This is a genomic window from Pseudomonas sp. FP597 (assembly GCF_030687435.1).
Classification (GTDB): Bacteria; Pseudomonadota; Gammaproteobacteria; order Pseudomonadales; family Pseudomonadaceae; genus Aquipseudomonas; species Aquipseudomonas lactucae.
In genome coordinates, this window is the sequence record NZ_CP117432.1 from 1,930,593 (window position 1) to 1,956,956 (window position 26,364).

23 protein-coding genes and 1 pseudogene are annotated in these 26,364 nt (G+C 60.5%); 11 read left to right on the plus strand and 13 right to left on the minus strand.

The window, feature by feature from the left end; genetic code table 11:
- Nucleotides 1-182 precede the first annotated feature (182 nt).
- Both PSH66_RS09030 and PSH66_RS09035 read right to left on the minus strand, forming a co-directional pair.
- Nucleotides 183-635: a MarR family winged helix-turn-helix transcriptional regulator gene (locus PSH66_RS09030; protein WP_003172726.1), complete on the minus strand. Its 453-nt coding sequence runs from the start codon at nucleotides 633-635 to the stop codon at nucleotides 183-185.
- Between the two features lie 79 nt (nucleotides 636-714).
- Entirely contained in the window at nucleotides 715-1,665 is a 951-nt protein-coding gene (locus tag PSH66_RS09035; protein WP_078732311.1) for a LysR family transcriptional regulator, read from the minus strand.
- Between the two features lie 109 nt (nucleotides 1,666-1,774).
- Between PSH66_RS09035 and PSH66_RS09040 the strand changes: the two genes are divergently transcribed.
- Nucleotides 1,775-2,524 (plus strand): sulfite exporter TauE/SafE family protein, encoded by a 750-nt coding sequence (locus PSH66_RS09040; protein WP_003172728.1) that lies wholly within the window; start codon nucleotides 1,775-1,777, stop codon nucleotides 2,522-2,524.
- Here PSH66_RS09040 and PSH66_RS09045 read toward each other — a convergent pair.
- Entirely contained in the window at nucleotides 2,514-3,395 is an 882-nt protein-coding gene (locus PSH66_RS09045) for a LysR family transcriptional regulator (RefSeq protein ID WP_003172729.1), read from the minus strand. The genes PSH66_RS09040 and PSH66_RS09045 overlap by 11 nt on opposite strands.
- 70 nt (nucleotides 3,396-3,465) lie before the next feature.
- On the opposite strand from PSH66_RS09045, the gene PSH66_RS09050 reads away from it, so the two are divergent.
- Nucleotides 3,466-3,672: a DUF1127 domain-containing protein gene (locus tag PSH66_RS09050; RefSeq protein WP_042944384.1), complete on the plus strand. Its 207-nt coding sequence runs from the start codon at nucleotides 3,466-3,468 to the stop codon at nucleotides 3,670-3,672.
- A gap of 45 nt (nucleotides 3,673-3,717) precedes the next feature.
- The gene (locus PSH66_RS09055; protein WP_003172731.1) at nucleotides 3,718-4,944 is read left to right on the plus strand and encodes a winged helix-turn-helix domain-containing protein; all 1,227 of its coding nucleotides are present in this window, start codon (nucleotides 3,718-3,720) and stop codon (nucleotides 4,942-4,944) included.
- A gap of 96 nt (nucleotides 4,945-5,040) precedes the next feature.
- Here PSH66_RS09055 and PSH66_RS09060 read toward each other — a convergent pair whose 3' ends face one another.
- Nucleotides 5,041-6,387, minus strand: a complete 1,347-nt coding sequence (locus PSH66_RS09060; RefSeq protein WP_305428860.1) for a class II 3-deoxy-7-phosphoheptulonate synthase — start codon at nucleotides 6,385-6,387, stop codon at nucleotides 5,041-5,043.
- Nucleotides 6,388-6,510: 123 nt separating this feature from the next.
- Between PSH66_RS09060 and PSH66_RS09065 the strand changes: the two genes are divergently transcribed.
- A complete protein-coding gene (locus tag PSH66_RS09065) occupies nucleotides 6,511-7,266 on the plus strand; it encodes a spermidine synthase (RefSeq protein WP_003172733.1) in 756 nt (251 codons plus the stop codon).
- 55 nt (nucleotides 7,267-7,321) lie between these two features.
- Here PSH66_RS09065 and PSH66_RS09070 read toward each other — a convergent pair whose 3' ends face one another.
- Entirely contained in the window at nucleotides 7,322-8,113 is a 792-nt protein-coding gene (locus tag PSH66_RS09070; RefSeq protein WP_141063746.1) for a crotonase/enoyl-CoA hydratase family protein, read from the minus strand.
- Between the two features lie 422 nt (nucleotides 8,114-8,535).
- Here PSH66_RS09070 and PSH66_RS09075 point away from each other — a divergent pair, with 422 nt between their 5' ends.
- A complete protein-coding gene (locus PSH66_RS09075) occupies nucleotides 8,536-10,209 on the plus strand; it encodes a DEAD/DEAH box helicase (RefSeq protein ID WP_003172736.1) in 1,674 nt (557 codons plus the stop codon).
- Nucleotides 10,210-10,314: 105 nt separating this feature from the next.
- Here the strand turns inward: PSH66_RS09075 and PSH66_RS09080 are convergent, their stop codons facing one another.
- Nucleotides 10,315-11,082, minus strand: coding sequence for a class III extradiol ring-cleavage dioxygenase (locus tag PSH66_RS09080; RefSeq protein WP_305428862.1), 768 nt, complete (start codon nucleotides 11,080-11,082; stop codon nucleotides 10,315-10,317).
- 104 nt (nucleotides 11,083-11,186) lie between these two features.
- Between PSH66_RS09080 and PSH66_RS09085 the strand changes: the two genes are divergently transcribed.
- Entirely contained in the window at nucleotides 11,187-11,843 is a 657-nt protein-coding gene (locus tag PSH66_RS09085; RefSeq protein ID WP_003172739.1) for a thiopurine S-methyltransferase, read from the plus strand.
- An 89-nt stretch (nucleotides 11,844-11,932) separates the two neighbouring features.
- Here the strand turns inward: PSH66_RS09085 and htpX are convergent, their stop codons facing one another.
- Together htpX and PSH66_RS09095 are read right to left on the minus strand one after the other, a co-directional pair.
- Nucleotides 11,933-12,820 carry a protease HtpX gene (gene htpX / locus PSH66_RS09090; protein ID WP_003172740.1) on the minus strand — a complete coding sequence of 296 codons (888 nt, stop codon included), beginning with the start codon at nucleotides 12,818-12,820 and terminating at the stop codon, nucleotides 11,933-11,935.
- Nucleotides 12,821-13,123: 303 nt separating this feature from the next.
- Nucleotides 13,124-14,335 (minus strand): pyridoxal phosphate-dependent aminotransferase, encoded by a 1,212-nt coding sequence (locus tag PSH66_RS09095; RefSeq protein ID WP_003172741.1) that lies wholly within the window; start codon nucleotides 14,333-14,335, stop codon nucleotides 13,124-13,126.
- A 202-nt stretch (nucleotides 14,336-14,537) separates the two neighbouring features.
- On the opposite strand from PSH66_RS09095, the gene msrB reads away from it, so the two are divergent.
- The 3 genes from msrB (at nucleotide 14,538) to PSH66_RS09110 (ending at nucleotide 16,064) form a co-directional block, all read left to right on the plus strand.
- The gene (gene msrB / locus PSH66_RS09100; protein WP_003172743.1) at nucleotides 14,538-14,930 is read left to right on the plus strand and encodes a peptide-methionine (R)-S-oxide reductase MsrB; all 393 of its coding nucleotides are present in this window, start codon (nucleotides 14,538-14,540) and stop codon (nucleotides 14,928-14,930) included.
- A gap of 160 nt (nucleotides 14,931-15,090) precedes the next feature.
- Nucleotides 15,091-15,576 (plus strand): glutathione peroxidase, encoded by a 486-nt coding sequence (locus tag PSH66_RS09105; RefSeq protein WP_003172744.1) that lies wholly within the window; start codon nucleotides 15,091-15,093, stop codon nucleotides 15,574-15,576.
- Entirely contained in the window at nucleotides 15,573-16,064 is a 492-nt protein-coding gene (locus PSH66_RS09110; RefSeq protein ID WP_305428863.1) for a MarR family winged helix-turn-helix transcriptional regulator, read from the plus strand. Before PSH66_RS09105 ends, PSH66_RS09110 begins: the two co-directional genes overlap by 4 nt.
- Here the strand turns inward: PSH66_RS09110 and PSH66_RS09115 are convergent.
- Nucleotides 16,018-18,327, minus strand: a complete 2,310-nt coding sequence (locus PSH66_RS09115; protein ID WP_305429596.1) for a response regulator — start codon at nucleotides 18,325-18,327, stop codon at nucleotides 16,018-16,020. The two genes, PSH66_RS09110 and PSH66_RS09115, sit on opposite strands and share 47 nt — an antisense overlap.
- Before the next feature lie 163 nt (nucleotides 18,328-18,490).
- Between PSH66_RS09115 and PSH66_RS09120 the strand changes: the two genes are divergently transcribed.
- Both PSH66_RS09120 and PSH66_RS09125 read left to right on the plus strand, forming a co-directional pair.
- Nucleotides 18,491-19,381, plus strand: coding sequence for an ATP-binding protein (locus tag PSH66_RS09120; RefSeq protein ID WP_003172746.1), 891 nt, complete (start codon nucleotides 18,491-18,493; stop codon nucleotides 19,379-19,381).
- Complete coding sequence (locus PSH66_RS09125) at nucleotides 19,378-19,860, plus strand: GAF domain-containing protein (RefSeq protein WP_003172747.1); 483 nt, start codon at nucleotides 19,378-19,380, stop codon at nucleotides 19,858-19,860. Before PSH66_RS09120 ends, PSH66_RS09125 begins: the two co-directional genes overlap by 4 nt.
- Before the next feature lie 24 nt (nucleotides 19,861-19,884).
- Here PSH66_RS09125 and PSH66_RS09130 read toward each other — a convergent pair whose 3' ends face one another.
- The 4 genes and pseudogenes from PSH66_RS09130 to PSH66_RS09145 form a co-directional block, all read right to left on the minus strand.
- A complete protein-coding gene (locus PSH66_RS09130; RefSeq protein WP_141063742.1) occupies nucleotides 19,885-23,520 on the minus strand; it encodes a transporter substrate-binding domain-containing protein in 3,636 nt (1,211 codons plus the stop codon).
- Nucleotides 23,521-23,528: 8 nt separating this feature from the next.
- Nucleotides 23,529-24,146: pseudogene (locus PSH66_RS09135) on the minus strand (response regulator).
- Between the two features lie 250 nt (nucleotides 24,147-24,396).
- Nucleotides 24,397-24,798 (minus strand): response regulator, encoded by a 402-nt coding sequence (locus PSH66_RS09140; protein WP_003172750.1) that lies wholly within the window; start codon nucleotides 24,796-24,798, stop codon nucleotides 24,397-24,399.
- A gap of 170 nt (nucleotides 24,799-24,968) precedes the next feature.
- Nucleotides 24,969-26,300: a deoxyguanosinetriphosphate triphosphohydrolase gene (locus PSH66_RS09145; protein WP_003172751.1), complete on the minus strand. Its 1,332-nt coding sequence runs from the start codon at nucleotides 26,298-26,300 to the stop codon at nucleotides 24,969-24,971.
- Nucleotides 26,301-26,364: the final 64 nt, after the last annotated feature.

Here is a 26,364-nt window from a genome sequence, read left to right on the forward strand (position 1 = left end):
GTGAATGTATAGCGCTAATGTTTAGCGCGCAAGATAAATTTATAAATATTTTTTCTGAACACCCTAAACCAATGTGAGAGGGGGCTTGCTCCCGATAGCAGTGGATCAGCGACAGATATGCTCACTGACCCACCGCTATCGGGAGCAAGCCCCTCCTACATGTTTGAGCGCTTTATTGCTTGTTAGAGCGTGCTTTGCAGGTTGTTGCGCAGGGTAATCAACTCAGCTTGCAGCCTGCGCAGTTGGTCCAGCTCCAGCCCGCTGGCGCCGAGGATGCAGTGGGGAATGTTCATGGCCTTGTCCTGCAGGGCGCGGCCGGCGTCGGTCAATTCCACCACGACCACGCGTTCGTCTTCACGGCTGCGGGTGCGGCTGAGCAGGCCTTCAACCTCTAAGCGTTTGAGCAAAGGGGTCAGGGAGCCCGGATCGGTCAGCAAGCGGCTGCTGATTTCGCCGACGGTCAAACCGTCCTCTTCCCACAGCACCATCATGGCCAGGTACTGCGGGTAGGTCAGGCCGAGGGCTTGCAGCAGGGGCTTGTAGACTTTGGTCATCAGCAGCGAGGTGGAGTGCAGGGCGAAGCACAGTTGGTTGTCCAGCATCAGGTTTTCGCAGGGATCAGGGTTCTTGCTCATGGCGGGGGCCTTTAAAAACGTGTCTGGCCTGGAATCTAGCGGCCAAATGTTTAATGCGCTAGATAATTCTGGCGAATGGTCAGACCAGGCCGCTTTGCAGGGCCAGGTCCCATGGCGGTACCGGGCTGAATCGGGATTTCAGGTATTCCAGCAGCAAGCGGCTGCGTGCATTGGGCTGCTGTTCCAGGCGCAGGGCATAGATGCCGGTGGTTTCCGGACTGGGCAGACCGTCTTCGCAAAACAGCGGCAGCAATTCGCCACGCACCAGGTACTCGCTGGCCAGCCAAGTGGGCAAGTGGGCGATACCCAGTCCGGCCAGCGCGCCGCAGAGCAGGGCTTCGGCATTGTTGGCGCTCATGCGGATGCGCTGCGGGCGGTATGTGGCGCGGCGTCCGTCCATTTCAAAACGCCAGGCGAACATCGGCGCCAGGCCATCCCAATCCAAGCCGTCATGGTCGCTCAATTCGCGCGGGTGGGTCGGTGTGCCTCGGCTTTTCAGGTAGGCCGGGCTGGCGCAGGCGATGCGCACGATGCTGGCCAGGGGCGTGGCGATCAGCCGGGTATCGACGATGTGCCCGGCACGCAGCACCAGGTCGACCTTGCCCAGGTGCGCGCCCTGCATGTCCACAAAGCTGTCGATCAGGTGCAGGTGCACATCCAGCCCCGGGTACACATTCAAAAAGTCTGCAATCACCGGCGCCAGATGCCGCCGACCAAACGCCGCCGGCGCGTCCACGCGAATCAGACCCTCCGGTGCATGGCTCAGGGATACTGCTTCAGCGCGCGCCAGCTGCAACTCGCTGACAATCCGCCGCGCGCGCTCGGCAAACGCCAGGCCTGCCGGGGTCGGCAGCACCGCATGGGTACTGCGCTGGAACAGGCGACTGCCCACCGAACTTTCCAGGCTGTCGATACGCCGCGCCACCGCCGAAGGCGTCAACGGATGGCGGCGTGCGGCGGCGGAAAAACTGCCGGTTTCCAGTACATCGAGAAACAGGCTCAGCTGATCGGTCAGGAGATTAGGGTTCATGCAGGCGCGCTTATGCAAGATTGGCACAGCCATTGTGCGTTGCTGTGCCTTTGCGCGCCAGAGCCGACTGCGTAGCATGCAAGGCCATGGGTTCGTGGAGTAATGAGTGGTGTTGGATTTAGCGATGTACCTGGTATTGGGCGCGGCCTTGGGCACGGTGGGCGGGCTGTTTGGCATCGGCGGAGGGCTGATTGCCATCCCGGTGCTCGGTGTGCTGTTCGGCCTGGATCAGCAGATCGCCCAGGGCACGGCGCTGGTGATGGTGGTGCCGAACGTGATGCTGGCCCTGTGGCGCTACCACCAGCGCAACCGGATTGAACTGCGCCATGCATTGCCGCTGGGGCTGACGGGCTTCACCTTTGCCTGGCTCGGTTCGATCTGGGCGGTGGGGCTGGATGCCGGCGCGATGCGTATCGGCTTTATTGCCTTTCTGGTGGCGCTGTCGACCTACAACCTGGTGCGCATGTTCACGCGCAACGCACCGCCGACGGCACAGATGCGCTATTCCTGGCCTTGGCTGGGGGTGTTGGGCGCCGCGTCCGGCTCCATGGGCGGTTTGTTTGGCGTCGGCGGCGCGGTGGTCGCGACGCCCGTGCTGACCAGTATTTTCGGCACCACCCAAGTGGTCGCCCAAGGCTTGTCCCTGGCCCTGGCGCTGCCCAGTACCGGTGTGACGTTGGTGACCTACGCCTGGCACCACGAAGTCGACTGGATGATCGGCATCCCCCTGGCGGTCGGCGGCCTGCTCAGCATCAGCTGGGGCGTGAAAGTCGCCCATGCGCTGCCGGAGCGTCTGTTGCGCGGCCTTTTCTGCGGCTTCCTGGTGGTCTGCGCGGTGATGCTCACCTTCAAAGTTTGAAGCCTTCGAGAATGTACTCGGCCAGGCATTCGGTGATGGGCGAGGCCATCGCCGGGTTGCGTAGCAGGCGCAGGTTCATCGAAGGCAAGGGCGGAAAACCTTCGTTGCTGCCGAGTATCCGCAAGTCTTCGGTCACCAGGCTTTCCATGCTGGCCATGACCGCAAGCCCGGCGCCGACCACGCTCTGAATCGCCGCGCAATTGGAGCTGTGATAGGCCAGGCGGTAGTCGAGCCCGGCCGCCTCCAATGCCGTTTGCGTCCACTGGGTACCGAAGCAATCGGTCCCCGAAACAGCTAAAGGCACGACCTGGTGCTCATCCACGCAGAAACTCTGCGCCGCTGCCCATACCAAGCGCTCAGTGCGCAACAGTTCTCCAATGTCATCGCCGGGCTGGCGGCTGATCACGGTCAAGGCCAAATCCCGGCGTTGCATTAAAACTTGCGACGACTCGCAGTGCATCTCGATCTGGATCAGCGGATAAGCCTTGGAAAACCGTTTGAGAATCCCAGGAAGAAAGCGCATCACGTAGTCATCCGGCGTGCCGATGCGTACCAGCCCGACCATATGCGGCTCTCGGAGGGTGTTGAACACTTCGCTGTGCAGTTTCAGGATGCGCCGCGCATACCCGAGCAACACCTGGCCTTCGGGCGTCAGCCGCACCTGCCGGCCGTCGCGCTCGAACAACTTGCGCTGCAGCACGTCTTCTTCCAGACGCTTCATCTGCATGCTCACCGCCGATTGCGTGCGGTTGACCTGTTCGCCGGCGCGGGTAAAACCGCCCTGATCGGCGATGGCGACGAAGGTGCGCAGCACTTCGGTGTCGATACTCGGGTAGCTGGACAATTGATCAATCCCTGAGATGTATTGCATAAGAAACATTCGTTGGATTGATCATAGAGCCAGGCACACACTTTCGTCATCCCCAAGGGAGGGCGCGAAGATGAAAGGTCAAAAAGGTTTTGTACTGATGGCGAAACGGCCACTTGCCGGGCTGTTCCACACGCTCATGCGCTGGCAGACGTTGCACCGCGAGCGCCAGACGCTGGCGAGTATGAACGACGACGCGCTCAAGGACATCGGCCTGAGCCGGGCCGATGTAGAGCAGGAAAATCATCGGCATTTCTGGGAAGACCCGCTGCGAAAATAGTCCGGGATGCAGTAGGGTAGGACGCGAGCACTCAAGGAGATGTCCATGCCCGCCGAACTGTCCTTTTCCCTCAAGCAGGCTCGACGCATGGCGCTGGCGGCCCAGGGTTTTTCCGGGCGCCAGACGCCTGCACAGATCAAGGCCGCGCACCTCAACCGTTTGATCGGGCGTTTGGGTGTGTTGCAGATCGACTCGGTCAACGCGGTGGTGCGATCCCATTACCTGCCGCTGTTTTCGCGACTGGGCAATTATTCCCCATTGATGCTTGAGCAGGCGGCCTGGAGCCAGGGGCGGCGGCGTACCTTGTTTGAATACTGGGGCCATGAGGCTTCTCTGCTGCCGATGGCGTTGTATCCGTTGATGCGTTGGCGCATGCAGCGGGCGCAGCAGGGCCAGGGCATCTATGCGCAGATGGCGCGTTTTGGGCGGGAGCAGCAAGCCACCATTCAACGTGTTTTAGCGATCGTCGAGCGGCAGGGCGCGCTGGGCGCAGGCAGTTTGTCGACACGCGAAGAGCGCGCCGGGCCCTGGTGGGATTGGAGTGAGGAGAAGCACGCGCTGGAATGGTTGTTCGCTGCTGGCCTGGTCACCGTCGCGGGGCGACGCGGGTTCGAACGGCTTTACGATTTACCCGAACGTGTCATTCCTGGCGATATCCTTCAACACGTCCCTCTGACGGAAGCCGAGGCCCAGCGCGGCCTGCTGCTGCACAGCGCGACTGCCCTGGGCGTGGGCACCGAAAAAGACCTGCGCGACTATTTCCGCCTGGACCCCTCCGACAGCCGCAGCCGTTTGGCCGAATTGGTCGAAGACGGTCACTTGCTGGCGTGTCGGGTGCAAGGCTGGAAGCAGCTGGCTTACTGCCTGCCCGAGCCGAAGGTGCCCCGCAAGGTGCCGGCCAGTGCCTTGTTGTCGCCATTCGATTCGTTGATTTGGGAGCGCAGCCGCACCGAGCGGTTGTTTGATTTCCGTTATCGGCTGGAGATCTACACCCCGCAACACAAACGGGTGTACGGCTACTACGTGCTACCGTTTTTGCATAACGAGCGCATTGCCGCACGGATCGACCTGCGTGCCGAGCGCGCCAACGGACGCCTGGCGGTGCATGCGGTACACGAAGAAGAACCGGGGTTGGATGAGGAAGGCATATTGGCGCTTGCGCTGAACTTGCGGCAAATGGCCGCCTGGCTGGGGCTGGAGCAGGTCCAGCTCAATTGCCAAAGCCCGAGTGCCGCCCGGTTAAGGGTGGCGATGATCAATATCGGGCTTTAGGGCCTCATCGCGGGCAAGCCCAGCGCCCACATTTGTAATGCGCTTCCTTGTGGGAGGGGGCTTGCCTGCGATGAGTCAGTTCAGTCGGCAAGTCTCTCAGCGCTTGACCTGCTTCAAGGTCTCGGCAATCAGAAACGCCAGCTCCAGGGACTGATCGGCATTCATCCGAGGGTCGCAATGGGTGTGGTAGCGGTCCGATAAACCGTCTTCGGTGATGGGCCGCGCGCCGCCGATGCATTCGGTTACGTTCTGCCCGGTCATCTCGATATGGATCCCGCCGGCATAGGTGCCTTCGGCCTGGTGCACCTGGAAGAAGTCCTTCACTTCCCCCAGGATCTGCGCGAAGTCGCGTGTCTTGTAACCGCTGCTGGCCTTGATGGTGTTGCCGTGCATGGGGTCCGAACTCCACAGCACCTGTTTGCCTTCGCGTTGCACGGCGCGGATCAGCTCCGGTAAATGATCGCCGACCTTGCCTGCGCCCATTCGCGCGATCAGGTTCAGACGGCCTGGGTCGTTGTCCGGATTGAGGATATCGATCAAACGGATCAGGTCATCCGGGTTCATGCTCGGGCCGACCTTTACGCCAATCGGGTTGTTCACTCCGCGCAGGAACTCCACGTGAGCGCCGTCCAGCTGACGGGTACGGTCGCCGATCCACAGCATATGGGCCGAGCAGTCGTAGTAATCGTTGGTCAGGCTGTCGCGGCGCACGAAGGCTTCTTCGTAGTTGAGCAGCAGCGCTTCGTGGGCGGTGAAGAAGCTGGTTTCGCGCAGTTGCGGCGAGCTGTCCATGCCGCAGGCACGCATGAATGCCAGGGTTTCATCGATGCGGTTGGCCAACTGGCTGTATTTTTCAGCCAGGGCAGAGTTGGCGATAAAGTCCAGGTTCCACTTGTGCACCTGATGTAAATCGGCAAAACCGCCCTGGGCAAAGGCGCGCAGCAAGTTGAGCGTGGCGGTGGACTGATGGTAGGACTGCAGCAGGCGGTCCGGGTCCGGCACGCGGCTTTTTTCGTCAAAGCCGATGCCGTTGACGATATCGCCACGGTAGGCAGGCAGGGTGATGCCATCGATGGTCTCGTCGTTGGCCGAGCGCGGCTTGGCGAACTGGCCGGCCATGCGCCCGACTTTCACCACTGGGCACCCGGCGGCGAAGGTCATGACAATCGCCATCTGCAGCAGCACTTTGAAGGTGTCGCGGATCTTTGCCGCGGAGAACTCGGCAAAGCTCTCGGCGCAGTCGCCGCCCTGCAACAGGAAGGCGCGACCCTGGGTGACCTCGGCAAACTGACGGCGCAACTCGCGGGCTTCCCCGGCAAACACCAGCGGCGGATAGCTGGCCAGGCTCTGTTCCACCTGTAGCAGGTGTGCAGCGTCCGGGTACCGGGGTTGTTGCTGGATTGGCAGGGCGCGCCAGCTGTCGGGGCTCCAGGGTTGGCTCATCATGAACTCGTTTGGCTGATTGACGGTCGGGCGCCAATGTTATCAGCAATTAGTGCGTGACCTGTTGCCGCCGGTTGGCCGACAATTGCGCTTTTGCATGCAGCAGCCCCGTTAGGAGTAGTGATGACAGAGGAGCGTGTCGAGCGCCTGCTGGCCGAGGTCCATGATGATTTCGGCATGATCCGCGTGCTCGAAGTGGCCGATTACCGATTTCTCGAATTTGGCGACGCCATTGAGCAAAGCTGTGTGTTCACCGCCGATCCGAGCTGGCTGGAGTACGACTACACCCGTGCGATGCTGATCGGTGCGTTGTGCCACGATCAGCCGGAGAGCGCATTGTTCCTCGGTTTGGGCGCCGGCACGCTGACCCAGGCCTGCCTGAAGTTCCTGGCGTTGGAAGACGTCGAGGCCATCGAGCTGCGCCCAGAGGTGCCGCGCCTGGCCATTGAGTTCATGGGGTTGGATGACGATCCGCGGCTGTACATCCGCATCGGCGACGCTCTGGAGTTGTTGGAGACTGCTGAACCGGCCGACCTGATTTTTGTCGACCTGTATACCGATGTCGGCCCCGGCGTCGGGCACCTGGCCTGGACTTTCCTGGAAAACTGCCAGAAAAAACTCAACCCCGGCGGCTGGCTGGTGATCAACCAGTGGGCCACCGACGATGGCAAACCCTTGGGTGCTGCGTTGCTGCGTGGGTTGTACCACCGGCATTACTGGGAGCTGCCGGTGAAGGAGGGCAATGTGATTCTGCTGGTGCCTTCGGAGCTGGATCAGGAGTTGGACCGTGCTGCGCTCACGGCCCGCGCCGAGGCGCTGGCGCCGCGTTTGGGGTATTCGTTGCAGGCGTTGATCAAGGCGATTCGGCCGGCGACTTAGTCGTCTGTCCTGGCGTCATCGGAGGCTTGCCCCCGATGACGGCCGTACAGCCAACTCAAATCCCCTTGAACACCCCCGGCCGCTTTTCAATCATCGCCCGCACCCCTTCCTTGGCATCTTCGCTGTTAAACAATTTATCCACCATCGGCGGCAACGCTGCTGCCGCTACCGTCTCGCCTTCCATGCGCGCCAAACGCGACGACATCAACGTAGCCTGCACGCCCAGTGGGGCCTGGCGCGCAATACGGCTCGCCAGTTCGATGGCGCGCGGCAGCAGGTCCTCGCTGGCCATCACTTCCTGCACCAACCCCAGGCGCAGGGCTTCATGGGCGTCGAACTCATCGCCGGTGAGCAGCCAGCGCATCGCATTGCCCCAACCGGCGATCTGATGAAAGCGCAATGTTGCGCCGCCAAAGGGAAAGATCCCACGCTGCACTTCCATTTGCGCAAAGCGCGTATTGCTCGCGCAGAGGTTGATATCCGCCGCCAGCATCAACTCGATACCGAGGGTCAAGCAGTAACCCTGGGCGGCGACGATCACCGGTTTGCTCACGCGGGGGCCGGCGAATACGCCCCACGGATCGCAGCCGCCCAGCGGGGGTTGCCAGCCGCCGGCCATCACGGCGCTGACATTGGCCAGGTCCAGGCCGGCGGTGAAGTGGTCGCCGTGGGCAAATACCACGGCGACCCGCGCCTGGTCATTTCGATCAAATTCGCCATAGGCCAGGCTCAGCTCGTTGAGCAGACCCAGGTCAAAAGCGTTGCGCTTGGCCACCCGGTCCAGGCCCAACAGCAGGACATGACCCTGGAGTTCACGGCTGACACGGCTGCTGCTGGCTTGATTCATCGGGAGTGCCCTCGGGCGCAGGGAAGGGTTTCGGACCAAAGGTCTTCAGGGTTGGGTGAACCGTTTAAGCGTTATGACCAACAGGGCCGGGCCTCTGAAAAATAGACCCTGGCGGGATTATCTGCAAAGACTCTGACGCAGCACGGTTTATCGGCGCTTTCGGATAAAAAAAGCTCCCTTTTTCAGCTATTTCCGGTATAGTGCGCGCCGGCCTTTAACCGGGCCGCGTTTAGGTAGCGCAATTCCCCGAAGTCAGCTTCGGCTGCACGTCCGCACAGCGGACTCTTCCTTGACGAATCTTTTTCATTCATTCGTTTTCGCAAATCCCCGCCGACAAAGCAGCCAGGGCGACTCTTGAGTCTCAACACGGCATGCGCAGCTTTGGAGCATGGGTCTTTGCGGATGCACTTAGAGGCAGACCCATGACCCAGGAAACCGGCGGCTTCGCCGCTTTTAATCTTAACCCGAACATTCTTGCTGCCGTCATCGCGACCGGCTACGAAGAACCTTCGGCGATTCAGCAGCAATCGATCCCGATCATCATGGCCGGCCAGGACATGATTGGCCAGGCGCAGACCGGTACCGGTAAAACCGCCGCGTTCGCCCTGCCTATCCTGCACTGCATCGATCCTGCCAAGCGCGAGCCGCAAGCCCTGATCCTGGCGCCAACCCGTGAGTTGGCGCTGCAAGTAGCAACCGCTTTTGAAACCTACGCCAAGCAAATGCCAGGCGTAACCGTTGTGGCCGTTTACGGCGGCGCGCCTATGGGCCCACAACTGAAAGCCATCCGTAACGGCGCACAGATCGTTGTCGCCACCCCGGGCCGTCTGTGCGACCACCTGCGTCGTGACGAAAAAGTCCTGTCGACCGTGAATCACCTGGTGCTCGACGAAGCTGACGAAATGCTCAAGCTGGGCTTTATGGATGACCTGGAAGTCATCTTCAAGGCACTGCCACCGACCCGTCAGACCGTACTGTTCTCGGCGACCCTGCCACAGTCGATCCGTGCCATTGCCGAACGCCACCTGCGCGATCCGCAACACGTGAAGATCCAGACCAAGACCCAGACCGTTACCGCGATCGAACAGGCTCACCTGTTGGTTCACGCTGACCAGAAGACCTCGGCTGTATTGAGCCTGCTGGAAGTCGAAGACTTCGATGCCCTGATCATGTTCGTGCGCACCAAGCAAGCGACCCTGGACCTGGCCAGTGCCCTGGAAGCCAAAGGCTACAAAGCCGCTGCGCTGAACGGTGACATTGCCCAGAACCAACGTGAGCGCGTAATCGACTCGCTCAAGGATGGCCGTCTGGACATCGTTGTGGCGACCGACGTTGCCGCCCGTGGTCTCGACGTTCCACGTATCACCCACGTGTTCAACGTCGACATGCCTTACGATCCGGAATCCTACGTTCACCGTATCGGCCGTACCGGCCGTGCCGGTCGCGAAGGTCGTGCACTGCTGCTGGTGACTCCGCGCGAGCGCCGCATGCTGCAAGTGATCGAGCGTGTAACCGGTCAGAAAGTGGCCGAAGTCCGCCTGCCGGATGCCCAGGCCGTTCTCGATGCCCGCATCAAGAAACTGACCAACAGCCTGGCACCACTGGTGGCTGACGCTGAATCGACCCACGGCGACCTGCTGGACCGCCTGACCGCCGATATCGGTTGCACCCCGCGTGCCCTGGCTGCAGCCCTGCTGCGCAAGGCCACCAACGGTCAAGCCCTGACCCTGGCAGCCATCGAGAAAGAACGTCCACTGGTACCGAACAACGCGCCACGCGGTGATCGTCCAGAGCGTTCCGGCGACCGTCCAGACCGTGGTGATCGTGAGCGTCGTGCTCCGGTTCCATTGGCTGAAGGCCGTGCTCGTTGCCGTACCGCGCTGGGCGCGCGTGATGGCATTGCCGCCAAGAACCTGCTGGGCGCTATCCTCAACGAGGGTGGCCTGGCCCGTGAAGCCATCGGTCGCATCCAGGTGCGTGACAGCTTCTCCCTGGTGGAACTGCCGGAAGATGGTCTGGAAAAACTGCTGACCAAGCTCAAAGACACACGCGTTGCCGGTAAGCAGTTGAAGCTGCGTCGCTACCGCGAAGATTGATCCGCCCTTGGGTTGATTGATCGCACATAAAAAATCCCCGACTGGTTCGGGGATTTTTTTTGCGTGAAAGTTCTGTACCAGCGTCCGCCCAGCCGTCGATCGGTGTCAGCCAAAGCGATAGATGTCCATGCCCAGGGCGCCCAACGTGAAGCCTTGATGCGCCACGCTGAAATCACCGCCTGCGCCGCGCGCAAAGTACAGCGGCAACAGATGCTCATCGCTGGGATGGTTGCGTACCGCATTCGGCGCCCGGCGACGATAATCATGCAGCGCGGTTTCATCATCGGCCGCCAGCTTATCCACTACCCAATCGCGAAAATCTCGTGCCCAGGGCTGGATGCTCTCAGGCCCGGCATGCCAGTCCAGCTCCCCCAGGTTATGGGTGATGCTGCCCGAGCCGAGCAGTAGCACGCCTTGCTCGCGCAGGCTGGCCAGTGCGTGCCCGACTCGGGTTTGCAGGGCAGGGCCCAGGCGGCTCGGCAGGGACACTTGTACCACCGGAATATCCGCCACAGGGTACATCAGCGACAGCGGCACCCAAGTACCATGATCGAAGGGGCGGGTGCTATCGGTGCGGGCATTCAGGCCATCGGCGTGCAGCAAATCGACAATTTCGCCCGCCAGTTGCGGGTCGCCTGGCGCCGGATATTGCACAGCGAACAGCTCCCGGGGGAAGCCGCCGAAGTCGTGCCAGGTCTCGGGCGCGGCGCTGGCGCTGACCAACAGTTCCTGGCTTTCCCAATGGGCCGACACCACCACAATCGCCCGTGGCCGGGGCAGTTCTGCAGCCAAACGCCGCAGCGCCGGACCGCTGTCGCCTGGCTGCAGGGCGAGCATGGGCGAACCGTGTGAGATAAACAGGCTGGGGAGCATAAAGGGGTCCTGAGGGTTAATATGAGGCCATCTTCAATCAGATCATTGATCTAAATCTAATATAAGTTTTAGTGCTGTTTGATCGAATTTACGGAGGCGATTCCATGGAGCCCAAGTTTTGGCAGGAGCGCTGGGCGCGCAATCAGATCGGCTTTCACTTGCCCGAGGTCAATCCTTACCTGCAAAAGCATTGGCCCGGACTGGCTGTGGAGGAGGGCGCCAAGGTGCTGGTGCCGCTGTGTGGCAAAAGCCTGGACCTGATGTGGCTCGCCAGCCAGTGCCATCGCGTGCTGGGTGTGGAATTGTCGGAACAGGCGGTGGAAACCTTCTTTGACGAGCAGAACCTGACGCCGCGAATCACCCGGCGGGGTGAGTTCAAGGTGTATCAGGCTGATGCCATCGAGGTGTGGTGCGGTGACTTCTTTGCCCTGGACGCGCAGGCGCTGGCTGACTGCACTGCACTCTACGACCGTGCTGCGCTGATCGCCTTGCCGCCGCTGATGCGGGCGCAGTATGCCGAGCATTTGAACGTCGTGCTGCGGCCCGGTTGTCAGGGCCTGTTGATCACCCTGGACTACGACCAGACGCAAAAGGCCGGCCCACCCTTTGCCGTCACCGATGAAGAGGTGCGTATGCTGCTTGGCGAGCATTGGTCATTGGAGGTGTTGGAGCAGCAGGACATCCTTGGTGAGAGCTGGAAGTTCTTGCAGGATGGCGTTACGCGCCTTGAAGAGCGCGCTTACCGGCTCGTCAGGTGCTGAAAGGCGCGTTGTTCATACCGGTGCGATGACGGTATCGGCACCCACAAAAAAGGGGCGATCCTATCGCCCCTTGTCGAGTCGCCTGTCTATCAGCCGCGACGACGCAATGCTTCGATGCGTTCTTCCAGTGGCGGGTGGCTCATGAACATGCGCGCCAGGCCCTGCTTGATTCCGCCGTTGATGCCGAAGGCAGTCAGACTGTCCGGCATGTGCACCGGCATGCCCTGTTCGGAGCGCAAGCGTTGCAGCGCGCCGATCATTGCGCCGGTGCCCGCCAGCCGCGCACCGGCTTCGTCTGCGCGAAACTCGCGTTTGCGCGAGAACCACATCACGATTGCGCTGGCCAGGAAACCCAGCACCACTTCGGCAAAAATGGTTGCCACGAAGTAGGCGATGCCGCGACCTTCTTCATTTTTGAAGATCACTTTGTCGACGAAGTTGCCGATGATCCGCGCAAAAAACATTACGAAGGTGTTCACCACGCCCTGCACCAGCGCGAGGGTGACCATGTCGCCGTTGGCGACGTGGCCGATCTCGTGGGCCAGCACGGCTTTTACTTCGTCGGGCGAAAAACGCTCCAGTAGCCCCTGGCTCACGGCCACCAGGGCGTCGTTCTTGTTCCAACCCGTGGCGAAGGCGTTGGCCTCATAAGCAGGGAAAATCCCCACTTCGGGCATTTTGATGCCTGCTTCTTGAGACAACTGCTCCACGGTCTGCATCAGCCATTGTTCGTGGCGTGTGCGTGGTTGCGTGATGATCTGGGTGCTGGTGCTCATCTTCGCCATCCACTTGGAGATGAACAGTGAGAACAGCGAGCCGGCAAAACCAAAGACCGCACAGAAAATCAGCAGCTGATTGAGGTTCAGATCAACCCCGTTGGCCGCCATGAACCCATTGAAGCCAAAAAGGCTCAGGGTGACGCTGGCAATCAGTACAACCGCCAGGTTAGTGGCCAAGAACAGCAGGATGCGCATCATGGTTGTAGAGTTCTCCTCATGCTTAATATGTCGCTTACTGCGGGGTATATAAGGTGCGGCATGGGGTGATTCAACCGGGCGACTATTTCAAACTGTGTCCTACAGCTGAAATGTAGCACTTTGAAGGGATTTTCCTACCTCCAATCCCCTGCCCGGTCAGCCATCGAGTGCGTCGCCCCCCCGTGAACACTAGGGGAGGGCGGCTGGCACGGGGCTATCGTCGCGTTTCAGGCCGCGCACTCCAGAGAAGTGTTGCCAGATAATCGCCGTACGACCCAGAAGGCCGGTACGACGTCATTTCGGTTACTGGCGATAGGACTTGAGGAAGTTGCCGATGCGACCAATGGCCATGTCCAGGTCATCCACTCGCGGCAAGGTCACCACGCGGAAGTGGTCCGGCCATGGCCAATTAAACGCGGTGCCCTGGACCACCAGCAGCTTTTCCGACAAGAGCAGGTCGAGCACGAACTTCTCGTCGTTGAGGATCGGGCAGACTTTGGGGTCGATCCGTGGGAAGGCATACAGCGCGCCCATGGGTTTTACGCAGCTCACGCCCGGGATCGCATTGAGCAGTTCCCAGGTGCGGTTGCGTTGTTCCAGCAGGCGGCCTTGGGGCAGGATCAGGTCGTTGATGCTCTGGTAGCCACCGAGTGCGGTCTGGATCGCGTGCTGGCTCGGCACGTTGGCGCACAGGCGCATGTTGGCCAGCATGTCGATGCCTTCGATGTAGCTCTGGGCATTGTGCTTGGGGCCGGAGATGGCGATCCAGCCGGAGCGGAACCCTGCCACGCGGTAGGACTTGGACAGACCGTTGAAGGTCAGGCACAACAGGTCCGGCGCCAGGGAGGCGGTGCACACGTGTACGGCGTCGTCGTAGAGGATCTTGTCGTAGATCTCGTCGGAGAACACCACCAGGTTGTGCTGGCGGGCCAGTTCGAGCATGCCCAGCAGCACTTCTTTAGAGTAAACGGCGCCGGTAGGGTTGTTCGGGTTGATGATTACCAGCGCCTTGGTGTTCGGGGTGATCTTGGCCTTGATGTCGGCCAGGTCCGGGAACCAGTCGGCGCCTTCGTCGCACAGGTAGTGCACGGGGTGGCCGCCGGCCAGGGTCACGGCAGCAGTCCACAGCGGGTAGTCCGGCGCCGGTACCAGCACTTCATCGCCGTTGTTGAGCAGCGCCTGCATGGACATCACGATCAGCTCGGAAACGCCATTGCCCAGGTAGATGTCTTCGATGCCGACACCTTCCACCTGCTTTTGCTGGTAGTACTGCATCACTGCCTTGCGCGCACTGAACAGGCCTTTGGAGTCGCTGTAGCCCTGGGCGGTCGGCAGGTTGCGGATCACATCCTGGAGGATTTCGTCCGGCGCTTCGAAACCAAAGGGCGCCGGGTTGCCAATGTTCAGCTTGAGGATGCGGTGGCCTTCCTCTTCCAGACGTTTGGCGTGCTTGAGCACCGGGCCACGAATGTCATAGCAGACGTTGGCGAGCTTGTTCGATTTGCTGACCTGCATGGCGATGTGATCCTGAAAATGAACGATCCAGACGGCATGGACACTACCGTACTGTGAAACCTGCGAGGCCCGCACCCATAAATACGTTTGAATGCCGATAGCGCGGGTGCCAGACTGGCGTTTTGACGAGGCGCAATCATACGTGCCGCCTGATCCATGGAAAAGACACAGATCAGGCTTTTTCAGTTGCCGAGGTGTACCGATGGAAAAGTTGCAGAAGACCGTTGAAGAATGGAAAGCCATGCTCGATCCGGAGCAGTACAACGTGTGCCGTCTCAAGGGTACCGAGCGACCTTTCAGCGGCAAGTACAATGCCACCAAGACCGACGGCGTTTACCACTGCATCTGCTGCAATGAACCGTTGTTCGATTCCAAGGCCAAGTTTGATTCGGGCTGCGGCTGGCCGAGCTTCTTTGAGCCGATCGCCGACAGCGCGATGGTCGAGATCCGTGATGTCAGCCACGGCATGATCCGCACCGAAGTCACCTGCGCCAAATGCGACGCGCACCTGGGCCACGTGTTCCCGGACGGCCCGCCGCCGACAGGGTTGCGATACTGCATCAACTCGGTGTGCCTGGACCTGGTGCCGCGCTAGGCCTCACTTGATGCAAGGTGGGAGGGGGCAAGTCGAATCGTCGCACCGCCCTCTCATCGATAGAACCGGGCTTATCGGCTACCATCATTGCGATCAATTGAATTGCACGCAACTGAATCGCTCGCTATGGTTTGCCTCTTTTCTACGTCGAGGCACTGCCATGAGCAACAACCTGCTGAGCATCCCATGCACCACCATCAAGGGTGAGCAAAAGACCTTGGCCGATTTCGCCGGCAAGGCCGTGCTGGTGGTCAATACCGCCAGCAAATGCGGTTTTACCCCGCAGTACAAGGGCCTTGAGCAGCTCTGGCAGCAGTACAAGGATCAGGGCCTGGTGGTGCTGGGCTTTCCCTGCAACCAGTTCGGCAAACAGGAGCCGGGTGACGAAGGTGCGATTTCCGAATTTTGCGAGCTGAATTTCGGCGTGAGCTTTCCGCTGTTCAAGAAGATCGACGTCAATGGCAGCGACGCCCACCCGTTGTTTGTGCAACTTAAGAAATCGGCGCCAGGGCTGCTGGGCTCCAAAGGCATCAAGTGGAATTTCACCAAGTTCCTCATTGGTCGCGACGGCCAGGTCGTCAAGCGCTTTGGCCCGACCACCAAGCCGCAGGACTTGACCCAAGAGATCGAAGCCCTGCTCAAATGACCTCTTTACCGACCCTTTCCCTGGCCCTGGACAACCAGCTGTGTTTCAAGCTGTACGCCGCCTCGCGGGCGGTGACCCGCGCCTATAAACCGATGCTCGACCAGTTGGGCCTGACCTACCCGCAATACCTGGTGATGCTGGTGCTATGGGAATGGCGCGACACAGGCGCGCAACAGCCCACGGTCAAGGCACTTGGCGAACGCCTGATGCTCGACTCGGGCACCCTGACGCCGTTGCTCAAGCGCCTGGAACAGCTTGGCTGGGTGACGCGCCGGCGCAGCGCCAGGGATGAGCGGGAAGTGCATCTGGGCCTGAGCGACAGCGGTGTAGAACTGCGCGACCAGACCCTTGCCCTCAAGACCCGTCTGTTGTGCGACAGCGGCATCGACCTCAACAGCGCCGACGCCTTGCGCGAGGGCCTGGATCAACTGATGGTGCAAATCACAGCGGTGTCGTCGTCGGCACCCACAGGTCCAACAGCGCGTTGAGTTCTTCACGCCGGAAGGGCTTGGCCAGGTAGTCATTCATGCCGGCGGCCCGACAACGTTCGCGTTCTTCGGCCATGGCGTTGGCGGTCAAGGCGACAATCGGCAGATCCGGCCAGCGCCCGCTGCGACGGATCTGCCGGCTGGCTTCGTAGCCATCCATCACCGGCATGTTGCAGTCCATCAGCACCATATCGAAGGGCTGTTCTTCCAGAAGCTTGAGCGCTTCACCGCCGTGGGCGGCCACAATCACTTCGCAGCCCAGCTTGCCGAGCATGCCCTTGGCCACCAGTTGGTTCACCGGGTTGTCCTCCACCAGCAGGATGCGCGCACGGCGCGCAAGAGGCGCGGCGTCCAGTTGCACCGGGTCGAGGACTGGCTGGGTGTCGCTGCGCAGGTTGCGCTGCAGGATCTGGTACAACGCATTGCGGCTCAATGGCCGGGCCTGTTGCTGCAAGGGCGCGAGGGCCGCCACCTCTTCGCTCGGCATGAAGTTGCCGTAGGCAGTCACTACCAGAATCGGCGCGGTGATGCCCGGCCGCAGGCGGAACAGGCATTCCGGGCAGTCGGTGATCAACAGGTCGGGATGCTGTGCGCTCAAGTCGTCATCGATGCTGTAGCAACGCGGTTTGAGTCCCCAATAGGGCAACAGGGTGGTCAGCAATTCGGCCAGGCCGCTGCTTTGCCCGGTAATCACAATGACATCGCCTGCCAATGGCGCCTGCGGTGATGCCGGCAGGTGCGCCGGCAACGGCAGTTGCGCACAGAACTGGCTGCCGAATCCCACCTCCGAACTGATGCTCAAGCGCCCCTTCATCGCTTCGCACAAGTTATACGTCAGCGCCAGGCCCAGCCCCGTGCCGCCAAACTGGCGGGTGATACCGGCGCCGGCCTGGGTGAACGGCTGGAAGATCTTCATCTGCGCGTCCTGCGCAATGCCGATGCCGGTATCGCAGACTTCAATGCTCACCGTGTCATCAATGCTGCTCAGGCGCACGTCCACCCGTCCGAAACGGGTGAACTTCAAGGCATTGGACAGCAAGTTGCTGACGATCTGCCGCACCCGGGTCGGGTCGCCCAATACCTGGGCGGGAAACTGCGGGTCGATCAGGCAGGTCAGTTCCACGCTGGGGGCGGCGTTTTGCGAGAGCAGGTTGGCGGTGTCTTCCACCAACGAGCCCAGATCGAACGGGATGCGCTCGAGCTCCAGCTGACCGGCGTCGAACTTGGACAAGTCGAGGATATCGTTGAGCAACTCCACCAAGACCTTGCCGGAGTCATGGGCGATGGACAACTGCTGGCGCTGTTCGGCGTTCAGCGGGCTATCGAGTGACAGGGCGATCATGCCCAGCAGGCCATTGAGCGGGGTGCGGATTTCGTGGCTCATATTGGCCAGAAACGCCGCCCGTGCCTGGGCCATCCCCAAGGCGTTTATTTTCGCGGCCTCCAGCTCATCGTTGGACTGGCTCAGGCGCTGGTTGCTGGCCTTGAGCTCAAGGGTGCGCGCGGAGACGATGTCTTCCAGTTGGCCCAGGTACTCGGTGAGACGGTCCTCGGCATGACGGCGTTGCTGGATCTCGGTCTCCATGGTTTCGAATTGCTGGTTGGCCACGTTCACCAGCACGCCGATTTCATCGTTTTCGTGGCCCGGTGGGCAGTCCAGTCGCGTGTTTTTACGCGTACTCAGTTCGCCAATGAGCCGCACCAGCGGCTGGGTCAGCATCACGTAATACAGTCCGAGCAGAATGCCGGTCAGCAGCAGGCTGCGCACGAACCCGTTGAGCAGGGTGATCTCGGCGCGACGCAGGAAACGGCTGCCGAAGGCGTAGGTGTCGACGTCCAGGCGCAGCACGCCGAGGGACTCGTCGGGCATGTGGCTGAGGAACAGGCGGTCTTCGAATTGGCGGTTGGCACCGAAGAGGAAGTCGCTGAGCGGCCGATAGGTGCTTTCCTTGCGCGGGTGGCCTACGTCGGCGAGTACCACGCCGTTGTTGTCGATCAACTGCGCGCGAATGACGGCGGGGGAGCGCAGCAGGCCCAGGGTCAGTTCCTGGGCCAGTTCAGCGTCGATGTTGTAGGCGATGCGTGACGCCGGGTTATGGCTGATTTCGATCAGTGAGCGAATTTCACGGTTGATGGATGCGTCTTCGCTGGCATAATCAATGCCGATCTGGATCAGGCTGAGCAAGGTTCCCAAGACGAAACCGACCAGCACAGTCAATCGGGCTTGTTTATAAGACAAGCGGTGGGCGAACTTGATATCCATCGAGTGTTGAACCACTTCACGTTTCCCTTCGCCCGGCAAGCATAGCTGAACATCCACACGCTCTGGCCTGCCCGGCATAATTCTGTTTTTACGCAGCCTGATGTGATCTGCCGCAGGGTTGCCAATACGCCATCTTTTGCAAGAACTTGCCAGAGGAATAAGTGTGGATTCTCGATTGAATGCCTTTCTTGAGCGAGCCGACGCCGTGCTCGCCCGTCTGGAACCCTTGTTGCCCATGCCACGCCAGGCCATCGACTGGAACCAGTGCCTGGCCGCCCGTTGGCAGCGTGAGGGCCGCAGCGGTTTCCTGATGCCGCTGGACGTGAGCCTGGACATGCGCCTGTCCGACCTGATCGGCGTGGACACGCAACGTGAAACCCTGGCGCGCAACACTCACCAATTCCTCGATGGCCTGCCCGCCAACCATGCGTTGCTATGGGGCTCGCGCGGCACCGGCAAATCGTCCATGGTACGTGCCTTGCTGGCCCAGCATTGCCAGGCCGGTTTGCGCCTGATCGAAATCGAGCGTGACCACCTTGCCGACCTGCCGCGTGTGGTCGAGCAACTGGTCAAGCTGCCGCAGCGTTTTATTCTGTTCTGTGATGATCTTTCGTTCGACGCCGGCGAAGGCGACTACCGCGTGCTCAAGAGTGTGCTCGACGGCTCCCTGGAACAGGCCCCGGAAAACGTGCTGCTGTATGCCACGTCCAACCGCCGCCACTTGGTGCCGGAAAACCAGAGCGACAATGAGAACTGGAAACGCGTGGACGGCGAATTGCACCCCAGCGAAGCGGTGGAAGACAAGATCGCCCTGTCCGACCGCTTCGGCTTGTGGCTGTCGTTCTACCCATTTACCCAGGAACATTTCCTGGCGGTGGTGGAGCACTGGATCGGCGAGTTGGCGGGCAAGGCCGGCTTGCCATGGCAGCGCGACGAAGCCCTCGACATTCTCGCCGTGCGCTGGGCGACCGGCCGCGGCAACCGCAACGGCCGTTGTGCTTATCAATTCGCCCGTTACTGGGTGGGCCTTAAATTGCTGGAGCGTCAACCATGATCGATCTGCAACACGCCGGCACCGGCCTGGACGGCTATGCCATGCTCTGCGCACAACTGGAATCGTTGCTGGCCGATGAACGGGATTTCATCGCCAACAGTGCGCAGTTTTCGGCATTCCTGTTCAACCAGCTGGATGACTTGAACTGGGCCGGCTTCTACCTCAATCGCAATGAAGAACTGGTGCTTGGTCCGTTCCAAGGCCAGATTGCCTGTGTGCGTATCCCTTTTGGCCGCGGCGTATGTGGTGCGGCCGCGGCGTCGCGACAAACCCAGCGCGTTGATGACGTGCACGCGTTCCCCGGCCACATCGCCTGTGACAGTGCGTCCAACAGCGAACTGGTGGTGCCGCTGGTCAAGAACGGCCAATTGATTGGCGTTCTTGACCTCGACAGCCCTTCACTGGCGCGTTTTACCCAGCAGGACCAGGTGGGCATCGAACAACTGGCGTCGATTTTCCTGCGCTTGACCGACTGCTGAGGCACGAGGGGCGGTCGCCGCCCCTTATTCGCCGTCCAGCCCACGCAGTTGTACCTGCAGCTCCCTTTCCAGTTCCAGCATCAGCTTTTCCAGGGATTTCACGGCCGCTTCGATCAGCGCTGGCTCATCGCCGCGTGCGCACGCCTGCTCGAGGGTTTCGCATTGCGAGGCCAATGCACGGGCCTGGACGATACGGGCTGCGCCCTTGATCTTGTGGGCCTGCTCGATAATGTCCTGGAGCGAAGCCTGCGCCGCCAGCAAGGCGAGCAGGTCCTGGCGATCCTGGCGACTGCTGCTCAACAGCTCTTCGAGCAGGCGCCGGCTCATCTGTGGGTCGCCGCCTGTGAGCGTGTCGAAGTTGCCGAGATCGAACGACTCGCCGACCGGTTGAGGACTGATCTGTGCCAGTTGCCGCTCCAGCGCGGTGAGGCTGATGGGTTTGAACAGGCAGTCGTTCATGCCGGCCTGGGCGCAGCGCTGTTTCTCTTCGGGTTGGGCATTGGCGGTAAATCCCAGGACCACGCAGGGCGTCAGTTGCTCGCGCTGCTCGTATTCGCGGATCGAGCGACTGAGCTCGTAACCGTTCATGATGGGCATGTTGCAGTCGGCGATGACTAGGTCGAAGTGTTGCTGGCGCCAGGCCTGGAAACCGGTGGCGCCGTTTTGAGCGGCGGTGAAGTGATGGCCGAGGTAGCCCAGCTGCTGGCACATCAACAGGCGGTTCGCCGGGTGATCGTCCACCACCAGCACATTGAGTACCGTCGCGGCCGCGGGCACCTCGGGGGTGAACTCATCCACCGCCAGCGCCGGCTGCAGACGAATCATCTTCAGGCTGACATGCACCTGGGTACCCACCATCGGCACGCTGCTCAGGCTGAGTTGCCCGCCCATCATGGCGCACAGGCTGCGGCAGATCACCAGTCCCAGGCCTGCGCCGCTCCTGGCCAGTTGCCCGGAGTTGTCGGCCTGGGCAAAGGGTTCGAACAGGCGCATCTGGTCTTCCCGGCTGATGCCGATGCCGGTGTCTTCCACCACCAGTTTCATCTCGATCTGTTGCGGCAGGTCGGTGGGCAGGACCTCTACCTTGATCTTTACCTGGCCGCGCTCGGTGAACTTGATCGCGTTGCTCACCAGGTTCGACAGCACCTGCTTGAAGCGCAGCGGGTCGATCAACACTTCGGTGTCGTCAAGGTCGGGCTTGAACTCCAACAGCAGGCTAAGGGTTTTCTGGCGTGCCAGGCCATCGAACACACGCACCACCGAGGCGATGACCTCTCTCAGGTTTACGCGTTCCGGTGCCAGGCTCAGGCGCCCGGACTCGATGCGCGCGATGTCGAGGATATCGCCGATCAGCTCCAGCAGGTCCTTGGCCGAGTTGTAGGCGACTTCAATGGCCGGACGATCGAGATGGCCCTGGTCGGCGCGTTTCAGGGTCAGCTCCAGCATGCCGATCACGGCGTTCATCGGTGTGCGGATTTCGTGGCTCATGGTGGCGAGGAAGGTACTCTTGGCACGATTGGCCTCGTCGGCGCGTTCCTTGGCCGCACGCAGCTCATCGAACAACTGGCGTCGCTCACTGATGTCGACCCAGCCACCGATGATGCCCTGTACCTCGCCAATGGAGTCGCGGTACGGCAGGATCCAGTGGTAGATCGTCAGTTTTTTTCCGCGGATATGCAGGGTACGGTCCAGGATCAACGGGTTGCCCTCTGCCACCACGCGCTGATAGTCGGCATGGTATTGCGCCGCTTCTGCCGCTAGGGCCGTGCTGATCTGCATCGCGCTTTTGCCAATGACGTCTTCGCGCTTGACGTCGAACACCTGCAGGTAGCTGTCGTTGCAGGTCTGCAGCAGGCCCTGGCGGTCACGTACGTAGATCGGGTGCGGGGTCTCATTGACCAGGGCCCGCATGAACTCGAACTGGTCGTTGAGGGCGCGTTCGGCCATTTTGCGTTGCTTGATCTGGCGGCGCATGTACGCATTCCAGGTCAGGGAAATCAGCAACAAGAGCCCGGTGCCGATGATGATGCGAGCGATCAGTTGGTGATAGTCGCGCCAATAACTGTCGCCGGCGGCGCTGTAGCCCCGCCAGCGGCTGTTGATCACCCCCAGTTCATCCGGGGCGATGCTGAGCAGGGCCTTGTCGAGAATCGAGCTGAGCTCGGTGGCGCGGCGTGAAGTGGCCAGCGCGAACGTGGCAGGCATCGTGCCGATGCTGAAGCTGATTTGAACCTTGTCCTGGAACATCGGTGAGGACAGGAAATAGTTGGCGATCACCAGGGTATTCACCGCGCCGTCCACGTGACCGTTGACCAGCAGTTCAGTCGACTTGAAGGTATCCCCCGTCTCTACCAGCTCGATCTTCGGAAAGCTGTCGCGCAGAAACTTTATCAGTGGGCTGCCTTGCGTCACCGCCAGGCGCTTGCCCGCCATTTCTTCCAGGCCGGTGGGTGCCTGGGCCTCCTTGCGCGTCAACATGACGTAGGAGTTCTCCAGGTAAGGACGACTGAAATCCAGTTGGGTTTCGCGTTCGGCGCTGGGGACGATACCGCCGATGATGTCGACTTTGCCGGCCTCGACCTGATCGATCATCGTGTTCACATCGCGCCCGCGCACGATCTTGAAGCGTAACCCGGTTCGCAGGCGAATCAATTCCAGCAGATCGGCCGTGATGCCACGAAAATTGCCGTTGGCGTCGAAGAATGTCAGCGGCGCATAGGCTTCGTTTACCACCACGCTGACTTCCGGGTGGTCTTTGAGCCAGCGTTCTTCGCGGGGCGTCAGTTGCAGTTTGTGGTCGGTCAGCAGGATATCGCTGCCGGCACTCCAGCGCTTGGCGATGGCTTCCCGTTCACTGGTGGGCACGCTCATCAGTACGGCGTCGACGATACTCAGCAGGATGGTCTGGTGCTGGGGCATGGCGAAACTGAAGCCATAGGCTTCATGTTTACCGAAGTTGGCCATGCGGATGTTTTTAAGGTAGCCCTTGTTGATCATGTAATGGGTGGAAATGGTGTCGCCGAGGAATACGTCAGCCTGGTCGAACGCCACCGCATTCAATGCGTTCTGATACGACGGATAGGCGCGAATGATTGCCTTGGGGTAAAGCTTTTCCACCTCGCCCATGGGCAGATAGTGATAGACCAGAGCCAGGCGCAGCCCCGCCAATCCATCACTCAGGCTGCGGGTTTCGCCTTCGCGGGTCACCAGCACCGGCTGGTCGGGGGCATAGGGCTCAGACAGGCTGAGGTTGGGGTTTGCCGCCTCGAAGCTGTTGGAGGAACCCAGCAGATCGATATCCCCCGCTTCAAGGGCGCGGATGGCAGCCTCTCTCGAGGAATAGCGCAACACTCTTACCGGCAGGGCCAGTGCCTTGTTCAGCAGCCCGGCATAATCGGCGGTGAAGCCTTCGTAGTCGCGTCCGCTGGAAGTGAGGTCAAAGGGTGGGTAGTCGGGGGACGCTGTGCCCAGGACCAGTTCGCGTTTGTTTTGCAGCCACAGGCGTTGCGTCCTGTTCAGATGGGGTTCCAGTTGTACCGAACCTGCGCGACTCAATAAGTTAAAGTGTTCCGGGCCCGTTTGATGATTTGCAGGCACGGCCGTACTGAAGCACAAGCCGGCACTCAATATAATCAGATAGTCCTTTATACATCTGGGCATCCGCTTTCTCACACTAGCGCGTTTCGTTTTGCCATCTCGATAAGTTCTACCAAGGACTTGGCTTGAAGTTTTTGCATGAGTCGTTTTTTATAAGTACTTACGGTTTTATTACTCAAGAACATGCCCTTGGCGATTTCCTTGTTGGTACGACCTTGAGCAAAAAGTTGCAATACCATTAGTTCGCGATCGTTGACGGCCTTGAACAGTTCAAGTTCCCTGCCGTCTGCGCCATGAGTGGTCAAGGCCTGGCTGGGAAAGTAGTTATAGCCTGACAGCACCGCGCGGATGGCGCTCAGCAGTTCGCTCAGGTCGCCTTCCTTGCACACTTAGCCATCGGCGCCCGAGCGCATGCAGCGAGTCGCGAACAAGGTGGGGGACTGGGCCGTCAGCACCAGCGTTTTCATGGTGGTATTCATGGCGTTGAAGCGGCAGAGCACTTCGAGCCCGTCGAGTTTGGGGATACTGATATCCAGGATGATCAGGTCCGGCAGGCTTTCGCGAACCATTTGTATGGCGTCGCAGCCATTATCCGTTTCTCCCACTACTTTGTAGCCTTCGTGCTCCAACAACATCCGGATGGCGAGCCTTATAACCGGGTGGTCGTCGATAATAAAAACGGTGTTCATAGTCACGTTCCATGCAGGTGTAAATAAAGCGGGCACATTAGCTCAGAAGCGGTGCCAGGAGCATGAAGCCAAGGCCGAGTAGATATAAAACAGGAGATTTCCTACAGCAAAAAAGGTAATGGCCTACCGGTTGCCAAGGCTTTGTGAGGTGGTTTGTCAGCGCTTGGCCGGCCGCGTGGCCAAATCAGGAAGCCAGGCATTTAATGGCGGTTAGTCGAGCACTTTTCGACGGGTCAATATGTTTAAAGTCCTACACTTGTAGTGTGAGTAAAGGTTGTATCAGTTGTGAAAGTTCATCGTTGTTCAGCGGTTTTGGCAAATAGCCAAGCAATGGCAGGCCGCGTGCCAGGGCCTGGGCATGCAACAGTGACAATTCCGCCACCGGCAGTCCGCTGAGCAGGATGGCGTTGCCGGCAAAACCGCCGTGGATGGCGATTTCGATCAATTCCAACCCGGGTAAGTCAGGCAGGCACTGGTCACACAACAGTACATCGAACGGGGCCTCGGCCTGCCTCATACAACGGATTGCCTGTTCGGAGTTCTCCGCCAGGGTCAATTGTTCGAAGCCGAAGCTCTTGAGCAGGCACTGGCTGGCCAGCAATTGAAAGGGATGATCCTCCACCAGCAGGATGCGAAGGGGATAACTGGGCATGGAAGGCACCCGGTGAGTCAAGCATCGATGGGGGGCATGTAGGAGTAGTTCGCCAAATTTGCCCGGAGCGTGCGCGATTATTCCTCGGATACTTGTGCGAATTCGATCAGGCCGCTCTGTTCCCGTTGTAGGCAGATTCCTTTCAGGGAGCAGGCGGCGCTTTCGGCAGGTTATTGCGGGCTGGACCGTCCTGTCATCTCTCGCGCCATTTCGGTGGCGTAGCTGTCGGTCATGCCGGCAATAAAGTCAATCATGCGCAGGAACGACTTGTGCAAAGGCCAGGCAGGGTCCGGTGCGTTGTTGCCGAGCAGATCGAGAATGCGTCGGTTCTTGAATGATGGCGTACGGCCGCCATGCTGCTCCAGGGCGGCGCCACAAAACGCGTTCAGGAGAATCTCCAGGGTGGTGTAGGCGCCGATTTCATGCAGCGTCTTGCGCTTGTCCTGGAAGATTTTCTTGCGTGCCATGTCCTTGGCATCCAGCACGCAGCGTTTGGCCGGGCCATGCATGTGCTCCACCAGATCGCCCGGCAGGGTGCCGGCCAGCAAGGCGTCCTGTTGTTCGACGAACGCGTGTGCCGCGGCGTTGGTCAGGTGCTCGATGGCCTTGCCACGCAGAATCGCTAACTTGCGGCGACGCGAGTCCATTGGGCCCAGTTGTCGATAGGTCTGCGGCAGATCGTCGCCCACCAGGTCAAGCAGCAGGGATTCGACTTCGGCGTATTCCAGCAGGTCCATTTCCAGGCCGTCTTCCAGGTCGATGAGGGCGTAGCAAATGTCGTCGGCGGCCTCCATCAGGTACACCAGCGGATGACGGGCCCAGCGTTGTTCTTCAAGTTGCGGCAGGCCGAGCTTGTGGGCGATCTGTTCCAGAATCGGCAGTTCGCTCTGATAACAGCCGAACTTGTGCTTCTTGTAGCCCAGGGAGTCGGCGTGGCGAGCGGTCCAGGGGTATTTCAGGTAGGTGCCCAGGGTGGCGTACGTCAGGCGGGTGCCGCCGTCGAACTGGTGGTATTCCAGCTGGGTGAGTACGCGAAAGCCCTGCGCGTTGCCTTCGAAATTGAGAAAGTCATTGCGCTCGGCGGTACTCATGTCGTCCAGCCAGCCGCGCCCGGCCGCCTGCTGGAACCAGTGGCGGATCGCGTCCTCGCCGGAATGCCCGAATGGTGGGTTACCGATGTCATGGGCCAGGCACGCCGACTGCACCACCATGCCCAGGTCGCTCGGGTCGCACCAGTCGGGCAGGGCGCTGCGCAAGGTTTCACCGACGCGCATGCCGAGGGAGCGGCCCACGCAACTGACTTCCAGGGAATGGGTCAGACGGGTATGGATATGGTCGTTGCTCGACACCGGGTGCACTTGGGTCTTGCGTCCCAGGCGGCGGAACGCGCCGGAAAAAATGATGCGGTCATGGTCTTTGTGAAACGGGCTGCGCCCCAGTTCTTCCGGGCTGTGCAGCGGCTTTCCAAGACGTTCGCGGGTCAGCAGGGTGGGCCAATCCAAGGCGGGTACTCTCCGTACGGTGAATGACCCGCCCAGCTTCCCGGTTCGGCGCGGCCTGGGCAAG

What these genes read in the sequence shown, in the direction of transcription:
- PSH66_RS09030 (WP_003172726.1), bottom strand. Translation starts at nt 635, where the DNA reads ATGAGCAAGAACCCTGATCCCTGCGAAAACCTGATGCTGGACAACCAA.
- PSH66_RS09035 (WP_078732311.1), bottom strand. Translation starts at nt 1,665, where the DNA reads ATGAACCCTAATCTCCTGACCGATCAGCTGAGCCTGTTTCTCGATGTA.
- PSH66_RS09045 (WP_003172729.1), bottom strand. Translation starts at nt 3,395, where the DNA reads ATGCAATACATCTCAGGGATTGATCAATTGTCCAGCTACCCGAGTATC.
- PSH66_RS09050 (WP_042944384.1), top strand. Translation starts at nt 3,466, where the DNA reads ATGAAAGGTCAAAAAGGTTTTGTACTGATGGCGAAACGGCCACTTGCC.
- PSH66_RS09055 (WP_003172731.1), top strand. Translation starts at nt 3,718, where the DNA reads ATGCCCGCCGAACTGTCCTTTTCCCTCAAGCAGGCTCGACGCATGGCG.
- PSH66_RS09060 (WP_305428860.1), bottom strand. Translation starts at nt 6,387, where the DNA reads ATGAGCCAACCCTGGAGCCCCGACAGCTGGCGCGCCCTGCCAATCCAG.
- PSH66_RS09065 (WP_003172733.1), top strand. Translation starts at nt 6,511, where the DNA reads ATGACAGAGGAGCGTGTCGAGCGCCTGCTGGCCGAGGTCCATGATGAT.
- PSH66_RS09070 (WP_141063746.1), bottom strand. Translation starts at nt 8,113, where the DNA reads ATGAATCAAGCCAGCAGCAGCCGTGTCAGCCGTGAACTCCAGGGTCAT.
- PSH66_RS09075 (WP_003172736.1), top strand. Translation starts at nt 8,536, where the DNA reads ATGACCCAGGAAACCGGCGGCTTCGCCGCTTTTAATCTTAACCCGAAC.
- PSH66_RS09080 (WP_305428862.1), bottom strand. Translation starts at nt 11,082, where the DNA reads ATGCTCCCCAGCCTGTTTATCTCACACGGTTCGCCCATGCTCGCCCTG.
- PSH66_RS09085 (WP_003172739.1), top strand. Translation starts at nt 11,187, where the DNA reads ATGGAGCCCAAGTTTTGGCAGGAGCGCTGGGCGCGCAATCAGATCGGC.
- htpX (WP_003172740.1), bottom strand. Translation starts at nt 12,820, where the DNA reads ATGATGCGCATCCTGCTGTTCTTGGCCACTAACCTGGCGGTTGTACTG.
- PSH66_RS09095 (WP_003172741.1), bottom strand. Translation starts at nt 14,335, where the DNA reads ATGCAGGTCAGCAAATCGAACAAGCTCGCCAACGTCTGCTATGACATT.
- msrB (WP_003172743.1), top strand. Translation starts at nt 14,538, where the DNA reads ATGGAAAAGTTGCAGAAGACCGTTGAAGAATGGAAAGCCATGCTCGAT.
- PSH66_RS09105 (WP_003172744.1), top strand. Translation starts at nt 15,091, where the DNA reads ATGAGCAACAACCTGCTGAGCATCCCATGCACCACCATCAAGGGTGAG.
- PSH66_RS09110 (WP_305428863.1), top strand. Translation starts at nt 15,573, where the DNA reads ATGACCTCTTTACCGACCCTTTCCCTGGCCCTGGACAACCAGCTGTGT.
- PSH66_RS09115 (WP_305429596.1), bottom strand. Translation starts at nt 18,327, where the DNA reads ATGGATATCAAGTTCGCCCACCGCTTGTCTTATAAACAAGCCCGATTG.
- PSH66_RS09125 (WP_003172747.1), top strand. Translation starts at nt 19,378, where the DNA reads ATGATCGATCTGCAACACGCCGGCACCGGCCTGGACGGCTATGCCATG.
- PSH66_RS09130 (WP_141063742.1), bottom strand. Translation starts at nt 23,520, where the DNA reads ATGCCCAGATGTATAAAGGACTATCTGATTATATTGAGTGCCGGCTTG.
- PSH66_RS09140 (WP_003172750.1), bottom strand. Translation starts at nt 24,798, where the DNA reads ATGCCCAGTTATCCCCTTCGCATCCTGCTGGTGGAGGATCATCCCTTT.